The organism is Serratia sp. HMSC15F11 (assembly GCF_001808215.1).
Lineage (GTDB): Bacteria > Pseudomonadota > Gammaproteobacteria > Enterobacterales > Enterobacteriaceae > Serratia > Serratia nevei.
In genome coordinates this window covers 44900-52692 of the sequence record NZ_KV792398.1, presented here as the reverse complement: position 1 = coordinate 52692, position 7793 = coordinate 44900, and the positions used below count along the sequence as shown (strand labels likewise).

Here is a 7793-nt window from a genome sequence, read left to right as displayed (position 1 = left end):
TTTTTTGCAAAGGATGGTGGTGGGGGAAGGATTCGAACCTTCGAAGTCTGTGACGGCAGATTTACAGTCTGCTCCCTTTGGCCGCTCGGGAACCCCACCATGATATTCATGGATTTACTAATTGTTGTTCCGGTTTTATCCGGAAGAAGCCTGGCCGGCTTCTTTACTGCCCCTTCTCTCCTGGCGGAGAAAAGATGGTGGTGGGGGAAGGATTATTCGTCACTTCGTTCCTCACCCTTCGGGCCGCGCTAAAGCACGTCATCCTTCCCTTTCTGATTCGCTTTAACCCAATGCGTATCAGCAACGAAAAGATGGTGGTGGGGGAAGGATTCGAACCTTCGAAGTCTGTGACGGCAGATTTACAGTCTGCTCCCTTTGGCCGCTCGGGAACCCCACCATATACATGGCTATTTAACTGGCCTTGCTTGCGAGAGCGCTGTCTCGGTAAGCGGGGCGCATCATATCAAATGAAGCGGATGTGTAAAGCATTGAAATGCAGAAAATGAATCGTTTGCCGTTTTTTTATTCTTGACGGTGCATCCCTGAACGAAATGCACCGATTTATTGAGCGATTACAGAATAACGGTGCGGTTGCCATAGACGAAGACGCGCTGTGCCAGCACCTGATACAGGGCGCGGCTGAGCACATTTTTCTCTACGTCGCGCCCGGCGCGCATCATATCCTCGGCGGAATAGGTGTGATCGACGTGGATCACGTCCTGCATGATGATCGGGCCTTCGTCGAGATTGTCGTTAACATAGTGGGCGGTGGCGCCGATGATTTTTACCCCGCGCTCATAGGCCTGGTGGTAAGGGCGCGCGCCGATAAACGCCGGCAGGAACGAATGGTGAATGTTGATCACCTGATTCGGATAATGCTGCACGAAGGCCGGGGTTAGCACGCGCATATATTTGGCCAGCACCACGTAATCCGGCTGATATTGATCGATCTGGGCCGTCATTTTTCGGTCGTGCTGTTCACGCGTCAAGCCTTCGTGGCTCACCAGATGGAAAGGAATATCGAAACGTTCCACGAGCGATTGCAGCGTGTCGTGGTTGCCGATCACGGCGGCGATTTCAACATCGAGGCCGCCATAGGCGCTTTTCATCAACAGATCGCCCAGGCAGTGGGCCTCTTTGGTGACCAGCACCACGATGCGGCGGCGTCCGGTGCTGTGCAGCTCGCGCAGCGAACCTTCCGGCAGCGCGCTGTCCAGATCGGCCAGCAGCGTGTTGTCGTTGAAAATGCCTTCCAGCTCGGTACGCATGAAGAAACGCCCGGTGCGGTGATCGACGAACTCATTATTCTGAACGATATTGAGTTCGTGCTTGTAACAGATGTTGGTGATCTTGGCGATCAGCCCTTTGGCGTCCGGGCAGATGGTGCGTAACACTTTCCGTTGTACATTTTGGTGTGGCATGGGTTTGAGGATCCTGTCTGATACTGAACGGCCTGTCTGCGCAGGCGTAAACGTGAAGCGCCGGCCGGCTAGCGCCCGCAGCACTTCTTGTATTTTTTCCCTGAGCCACAGGGACAAATCGCATTTCTGCCGGGCTGGGGTTTGGTGCCGTCGATATAATACCAACGTTGATCGCGACGAAGGAAGCGCGAGCGCTCATGCATCGCCTGCGGTTCGCCGCTTTCGCCGTCGGTAAAACGTGCGATGAATTCGACGAAGCCTTCGTCCGGCTCATGACCGGCTTTCTCTTCCACGATCGTCAGGCCCAGCCATTCGGTATTTTTAAAGCTGTCGACGATCGCATTGCGCCAGGCCTCGGCACCGCAGTCGGGGTGCCAGGTAGCGATCAGATAATCGACGTTATGATTCACGTAGGCGGTGAAGCGTGAACGCATCAGCTGGCCGGGCGTCGGCGCTGGTTGGTTGCCGCTGATAAAAGGGGCACAGCACGCGTTATACGCCAGTCCGCTGCCGCATGGGCATGATTCGGGCAAAATAACTCCTGAGAAGACGAGGCAGAAAATGAATTTAGCGCATATGTTACCTAACAATATTCGTCAGTGACAATCTACCCTGAAAGCAGATACCCCCTGTTACCGAGAGGATGGCGCTATGCGGCAAATCAAGATCGGACTGGCGCTGGGAGCTGGCTCGGCTAAAGGCTGGGCGCACATCGGCGTGATCAATGCGTTAAAGAAACTGGGAATTGAGGTCGATATCGTTGCCGGCTGCTCTGTCGGTGCGTTAGTGGGCGCGGCGTTCGCCAGCCATCGCCTGCCGGCGATGGAGCAGTGGGTGCGGTCGTTCAGCTATTGGGACGTGATTCGTCTGATGGACTTTTCCTGGCAGCGTGGTGGCTTGTTACGCGGCGATCGCGTGTTTAACGCCGTCGGACAGCTGTTGAAGATCAACGATATTGCCGAATGCGCGCTGAAGTTCGGCGCCGTGACGACCAATCTCAGCACCGGCCGCGAACTGTGGCTGACCGAAGGCGATATTCATCAGGCGGTGCGCGCTTCCTGCAGCATGCCTGGCCTGTTGGCGCCGGTGTGGGCCGACGGCTATTGGCTGGTGGATGGCGCGGTGGTCAATCCGGTGCCGGTGTCCCTTTGCCGGGCGCTGGGTGCCGATATCGTCATCGCGGTCGATCTGCAGCATGACGTGCACCTGATGCAGCAGGATTTGTTCTCGGTACGCATTGAGGACGAGAGTTCGGACGATGCGCCTGCCGATACCTGGCGCGGGCGTCTGAGAGAACGCGTCGGCAGAATGCGACAGCGTAAACCGACGACGGCGCCGACGGCGATGGAGATTATGGGCACCTCGATTCAGATGCTGGAAAATCGCCTGAAGCGTAACCGGATGGCGAGCGATCCGCCGGACGTGTTGATCCAACCTTTCTGCCCGCAAATCTCGACGCTGGATTTCCACCGCGCCGATGAAGCGATCGAGGCAGGGTTACTGGCGGTGGAAAAACAACTGGATCGGTTGTTGCCGTTGATAAAAAATAGATAATTCTCGGTTCTCGGTTGGCAATGCGCGGTCGGTCTGATTCAGACGAGCATAAGTGACCTTTTTGAGCCACTATTACACTATGGAAAGGGACGAGGCTCGGCTGATGGCATTACCACTCACTCACAAACGCATCTTGATCGTTGAGGACGAACAGGTTTTTCGTTCCGTGCTGGTCGGTTATTTGACCTCGCTGGGCGCTGAAACCGGCGAGGCGACCAACGGTTTGCAGGCGCTGAGTGCCGTCGATGACTTCAAGCCCGATCTGATTCTGTGCGATCTCGCGATGCCGGAAATGGGCGGTATCGAATTCGTTGAGCACCTGCGTTTGCAGGGGGGGCAGATCCCGGTGCTGGTGATCTCGGCCACCGACAAGATGGCCGACATTGCCAAGGTGTTGCGCTTGGGCGTACAGGATGTCCTGCTGAAGCCCCTGACCGATCTCAATCGCCTGCGTGAAGCGGTGCTGGCGTGTTTATACCCCAATATGTTCACCTCTCAGGCGATTGAAGAAGTTGAGCTGTTTCAGGATTGGGATGCGCTGAGCAAAAACCCTTCAGAAGCCGTCAAACTGCTTAAACAACTGCAACCGCCGGTACAGCAGACCATTGCACATTGCCGGATCAACTATCGGCAGTTAACCACGGGCGAAAATCCCGGCTTGGTGCTTGATATTGCCGCGTTGTCAGAAAAAGACCTGGCATTCTACTGCCTGGACGTCACGCGCGCCGGCGATAATGGCGTATTGGCGGCATTGCTGTTGCGCGCATTATTTAATGGGTTGCTGCAAGACCATCTGGCTAATCAACAACATCGTCTGCCGCAAATGTCAGCATTGTTAAAGCAGGTTAATCAATTATTGCGGCAGGGGAAATTAGATGGCCAATTCCCACTGTTGCTGGGATATTATCACGCCGAAAATAAGAACCTGATTCTGGTCTCCGCCGGGCTGCATGCCAACGTCAATACCGGGGATAATCAAATTCAGCTGAGCAACGGCGTACCGCTGGGGACGCTGGGGGCGACCTACATGAACCAGATCAGTCAACGTTGCACCGCCTGGCAATGTCAGGTGTGGGGCAGCGGGGGCCGATTGCGGCTGATGCTGAGCGCTGAATAACGGGCCCCGAGCGGCGAGATCTTAAGCTATTCACTTATCGGCAATTAAACCGTTTATTTATTCTCCCGATTATCAGAACGGGTAATAGTCCTAAATGTTTTCTATTTGTGTTCTGGCTAATGCTCGGCACGCATAAGCTGGTATACTCCGAAGGTTTTTTTATATCGAGCCCAAGCTCATAAAATGAGCGCTTTAGCTTTAAGAGAGGAAATAATGCCTGCTGTAAATCGCAAAGTCAGAAAAGCCGTGATCCCGGTTGCAGGCTTGGGTACGCGGATGTTACCGGCCACCAAAGCCATTCCAAAAGAAATGCTGCCGCTGGTTGATAAACCGCTGATCCAATACGTCGTCAATGAGTGCATTGCGGCAGGGATTAACGAGATTGTGCTGGTCACTCACTCCTCCAAAAACTCGATCGAAAACCACTTTGATACCAGTTTCGAACTGGAAGCGATGCTGGAAAAACGCGTCAAGCGCCAATTGCTGGATGAAGTACAGTCGATCTGCCCGAAAGGCGTTACCGTGATGCAAGTCCGCCAGGGGAATGCTAAAGGCCTGGGACACGCTATCATGTGCGCCTACCCGATGGTGGGCGATGAGCCGGTCGCCGTGGTGTTGCCGGACGTGATCCTCGACGAATATAGCGCCGATCCGAGAAAAGACAACCTGCACGACATGCTGCAGCGCTTCGAAGCCACCGGCGTCAGCCAGATCATGGTTGAACCCGTGCCGCACAAGGATGTCGGAAACTACGGCGTAGCCGACTGCAAGGGCGTCGATCTGCAACCTGGTGAAAGCGCGCCGATGGTCAGCGTGGTCGAGAAGCCGTCGCCGGATAAAGCGCCTTCCAACCTGGCGATTGTCGGTCGTTACGTGCTGTCCGCCGATATTTGGCCGCTGTTGGCGAAAACGCCTCCAGGCGCCGGCGACGAAATTCAGCTGACTGACAGCATCGAAATGTTGATGCAGCAGGAAACGGTGGAAGCGTATCACCTGAAAGGCGTGAGCCATGATTGTGGCAACAAACTGGGTTACATGCAGGCATTTGTGGAATACGGCATGCGCCATGCCAGCCTCGGTAAAGAATTTTCTCAGTGGCTGCAACAGGTTGTTGCCGCTGACAAGAAATAATTGAGTGATCTTTCGTCTTAATTTGAAAAACTAGGATTTTCACATGAAAGTAACAGTTTTTGGTATTGGTTATGTGGGTCTGGTGCAGGCCGCCGTGCTGGCTGAAGTTGGCCATGACGTTATGTGCATTGACGTCGATGAGCGAAAAGTCGAAAACCTGAAAAAAGGAAATATCCCGATTTTTGAACCGGGCCTGACGCCGCTGGTGCAGCAAAACTATGAGGCCGGCCGTCTGCATTTCACTACCGATGCCAAAGCGGGCGTGGCGCACGGGAATATCCAGTTCATCGCCGTCGGTACGCCGCCGGATGAAGACGGTTCCGCTGACCTGAAATATGTCACTGCGGTTGCGCGCACCATCGCCGAGCACATGACCGATCGTAAAGTGGTGATCGACAAGTCCACCGTTCCGGTCGGCACGGCGGACAAAGTGCGTCAGGTGATGGCGGAAACGCTGGCGAAACGCGGCAGCAGTGTGCCGTTCGACGTGGTGTCTAACCCGGAATTCCTGAAGGAAGGTGCGGCGGTAGCAGACTGTATGCGCCCTGAGCGCATCGTTATCGGTACCGATAATAAAGATGTGATCGAACCTATTCGCGAACTGTACGAGCCGTTTAACCGCAATCACGATCGTATGATCATGATGGATATCCGTAGCGCAGAGCTGACCAAGTATGCCGCTAACTGCATGCTGGCGACCAAGATCAGCTTTATGAACGAAATGTCCAACCTGGCGGAAATGCTGGGGGCGGACATTGAGAAAGTGCGTCAGGGCATCGGTTCCGACTCACGCATCGGTTATCACTTCATCTACCCTGGCTGCGGCTACGGTGGTTCTTGCTTCCCGAAAGATGTCCAGGCGTTGATCCGCACGGCGGAGCAGATCGGTTACCAACCGAAGCTGCTGCAGGCGGTTGAGCAGGTCAACTACCAACAGAAAGACAAGCTGAACAGCTTTATCAAAGACTACTTCGGCAGCGATCTGAAGGGCAAAACCTTCGCGCTGTGGGGCCTGGCGTTCAAGCCGAATACCGATGACATGCGTGAAGCGTCCAGCCGCGTGCTGATGGAACAGCTGTGGGCTGCCGGCGCCACCGTTCAAGCCTACGATCCGGAAGCGATGAACGAAGTCCAACGCATCTATGGCCAGCGTGACGACTTGAAGCTGATGGGTACCAAAGAGGCTGCGCTGCACGGCGCCGATGCTCTGGTGATCTGCACCGAATGGCAGAATTTCCGCGCACCGGACTTCGACGTGATCAAAAGTGAACTGAAACAGCCGGTGATCTTCGATGGACGTAACCTGTACGATCCGGAGCGTTTGGAGAATCGCGGCTTTACCTACTACGCGATTGGCCGCGGCGCCTCGATTAAACCGGTTATTTAAGGAGTGGGCATGAAATTCCTGGTTACAGGCGCCGCAGGATTTATTGGCTATCACGTTGCAGAGCGTTTGTTGACCGCCGGTCATCAGGTTGTCGGCATTGATAACCTGAACGACTATTATGACGTGGGCCTGAAAACAGCCCGTCTGGACAGACTGGCGGATAAGCCGGGATTCCGCTTTATCAAGCTGGATTTGGCCGATCGTGAAGGGATGGCGGCACTGTTCGCCGAGCATCAGTTCCAACGAGTCATTCATTTGGGGGCTCAAGCCGGCGTACGTTATTCGCTGGTCAATCCGTTGGCTTATGCGGATGCTAACCTGATCGGCCATTTAAACGTTCTGGAAGGCTGCCGTCATAATAAAGTCGAGCATTTGCTCTACGCCTCTTCCAGTTCGGTATATGGCCTGAATCGCAAGCTGCCGTTTGCGACCGAAGATTCGGTTGATCATCCGGTGTCATTGTATGCGGCAACGAAAAAGGCCAATGAGCTGATGGCACACAGCTACTCCCATTTATACGGTCTCCCGACGACGGGGCTGCGATTCTTTACCGTATATGGCCCTTGGGGGCGTCCGGATATGGCGCTGTTCAAATTCACCAAGGCCATATTGGCGGGGGAGAGCATCGATGTATATAACCACGGTGAAATGCACCGTGACTTTACTTACATTGATGATATCGCTGAGGCGATTGTACGGCTGCAGGCGGTTATTCCGCAGGCGGATCCGTCATGGACCGTTGAACAGGGATCGCCGGCGACCAGTTCCGCACCGTATCATGTTTATAATATCGGCAATAACACGCCTGTTAAACTGATGGAATATATCCGTGCGTTGGAGCAGGCATTGGGGGTGACCGCCCGTAAGAATATGCTGCCGATGCAGCCTGGCGACGTGATGGATACCAGCGCAGATACGGAAGAGCTTTATCGTGACATTGGTTTTAAACCGGAAACCAGCGTTGAAGAGGGCGTGAAGCGCTTCGTTGACTGGTATAAGGCATTCTACCAGGTTCAATAATTGAACGTGGGTAAATGCGATAAAGGGGGCCTTAGGGGCCCTTTTTTTTCACTGAAATTTCATGATCGAAGGAAAAGCGAATTAGGATATTTACTAAAAGGATAGGGGGGGGACAGAACGATAAGCTTTAAAATGAAAAGGCCCCCCGCAGGGAGCCTTTCTG

General features: G+C 54.3%; 7 protein-coding genes and 2 tRNA genes. 5 read left to right on the top strand and 4 right to left on the bottom strand.

Annotation, left to right across the window (positions count from 1 at the left end):
• Positions 1 to 14 precede the first annotated feature (14 nt).
• The 4 genes from HMPREF3138_RS03965 to HMPREF3138_RS03945 form a co-directional block, all read right to left on the bottom strand.
• A tRNA-Tyr gene (locus tag HMPREF3138_RS03965) sits at positions 15 to 99 on the bottom strand.
• Positions 100 to 312: 213 nt separating this feature from the next.
• Positions 313 to 397 (bottom strand) — tRNA-Tyr (locus HMPREF3138_RS03955).
• Positions 398 to 572: 175 nt separating this feature from the next.
• Entirely contained in the window at positions 573 to 1421 is an 849-nt protein-coding gene (gene purU / locus HMPREF3138_RS03950; RefSeq protein ID WP_038877233.1) for a formyltetrahydrofolate deformylase, read from the bottom strand.
• A gap of 68 nt (positions 1422 to 1489) precedes the next feature.
• A complete protein-coding gene (locus HMPREF3138_RS03945) occupies positions 1490 to 1954 on the bottom strand; it encodes a YchJ family protein (protein ID WP_038877235.1) in 465 nt (154 codons plus the stop codon).
• Between the two features lie 118 nt (positions 1955 to 2072).
• Here HMPREF3138_RS03945 and rssA point away from each other — a divergent pair, with 118 nt between their 5' ends.
• The 5 genes from rssA to HMPREF3138_RS03920 all read left to right on the top strand — a co-directional run bounded on the left by rssA (position 2073) and on the right by HMPREF3138_RS03920 (position 7630).
• Positions 2073 to 2975, top strand: a complete 903-nt coding sequence (gene rssA, locus HMPREF3138_RS03940; protein WP_038877237.1) for a patatin-like phospholipase RssA — start codon at positions 2073 to 2075, stop codon at positions 2973 to 2975.
• Between the two features lie 103 nt (positions 2976 to 3078).
• Positions 3079 to 4092 (top strand): two-component system response regulator RssB, encoded by a 1014-nt coding sequence (gene rssB / locus HMPREF3138_RS03935; RefSeq protein ID WP_038877239.1) that lies wholly within the window; start codon positions 3079 to 3081, stop codon positions 4090 to 4092.
• Between the two features lie 213 nt (positions 4093 to 4305).
• Entirely contained in the window at positions 4306 to 5223 is a 918-nt protein-coding gene (gene galU / locus HMPREF3138_RS03930; RefSeq protein ID WP_038877241.1) for a UTP--glucose-1-phosphate uridylyltransferase GalU, read from the top strand.
• A 43-nt stretch (positions 5224 to 5266) separates the two neighbouring features.
• Positions 5267 to 6610, top strand: coding sequence for a UDP-glucose dehydrogenase family protein (locus HMPREF3138_RS03925; protein WP_038877243.1), 1344 nt, complete (start codon positions 5267 to 5269; stop codon positions 6608 to 6610).
• A gap of 9 nt (positions 6611 to 6619) precedes the next feature.
• Complete coding sequence (locus HMPREF3138_RS03920) at positions 6620 to 7630, top strand: NAD-dependent epimerase (RefSeq protein WP_038877245.1); 1011 nt, start codon at positions 6620 to 6622, stop codon at positions 7628 to 7630.
• The last annotated feature ends 163 nt before the right edge of the window (positions 7631 to 7793 follow it).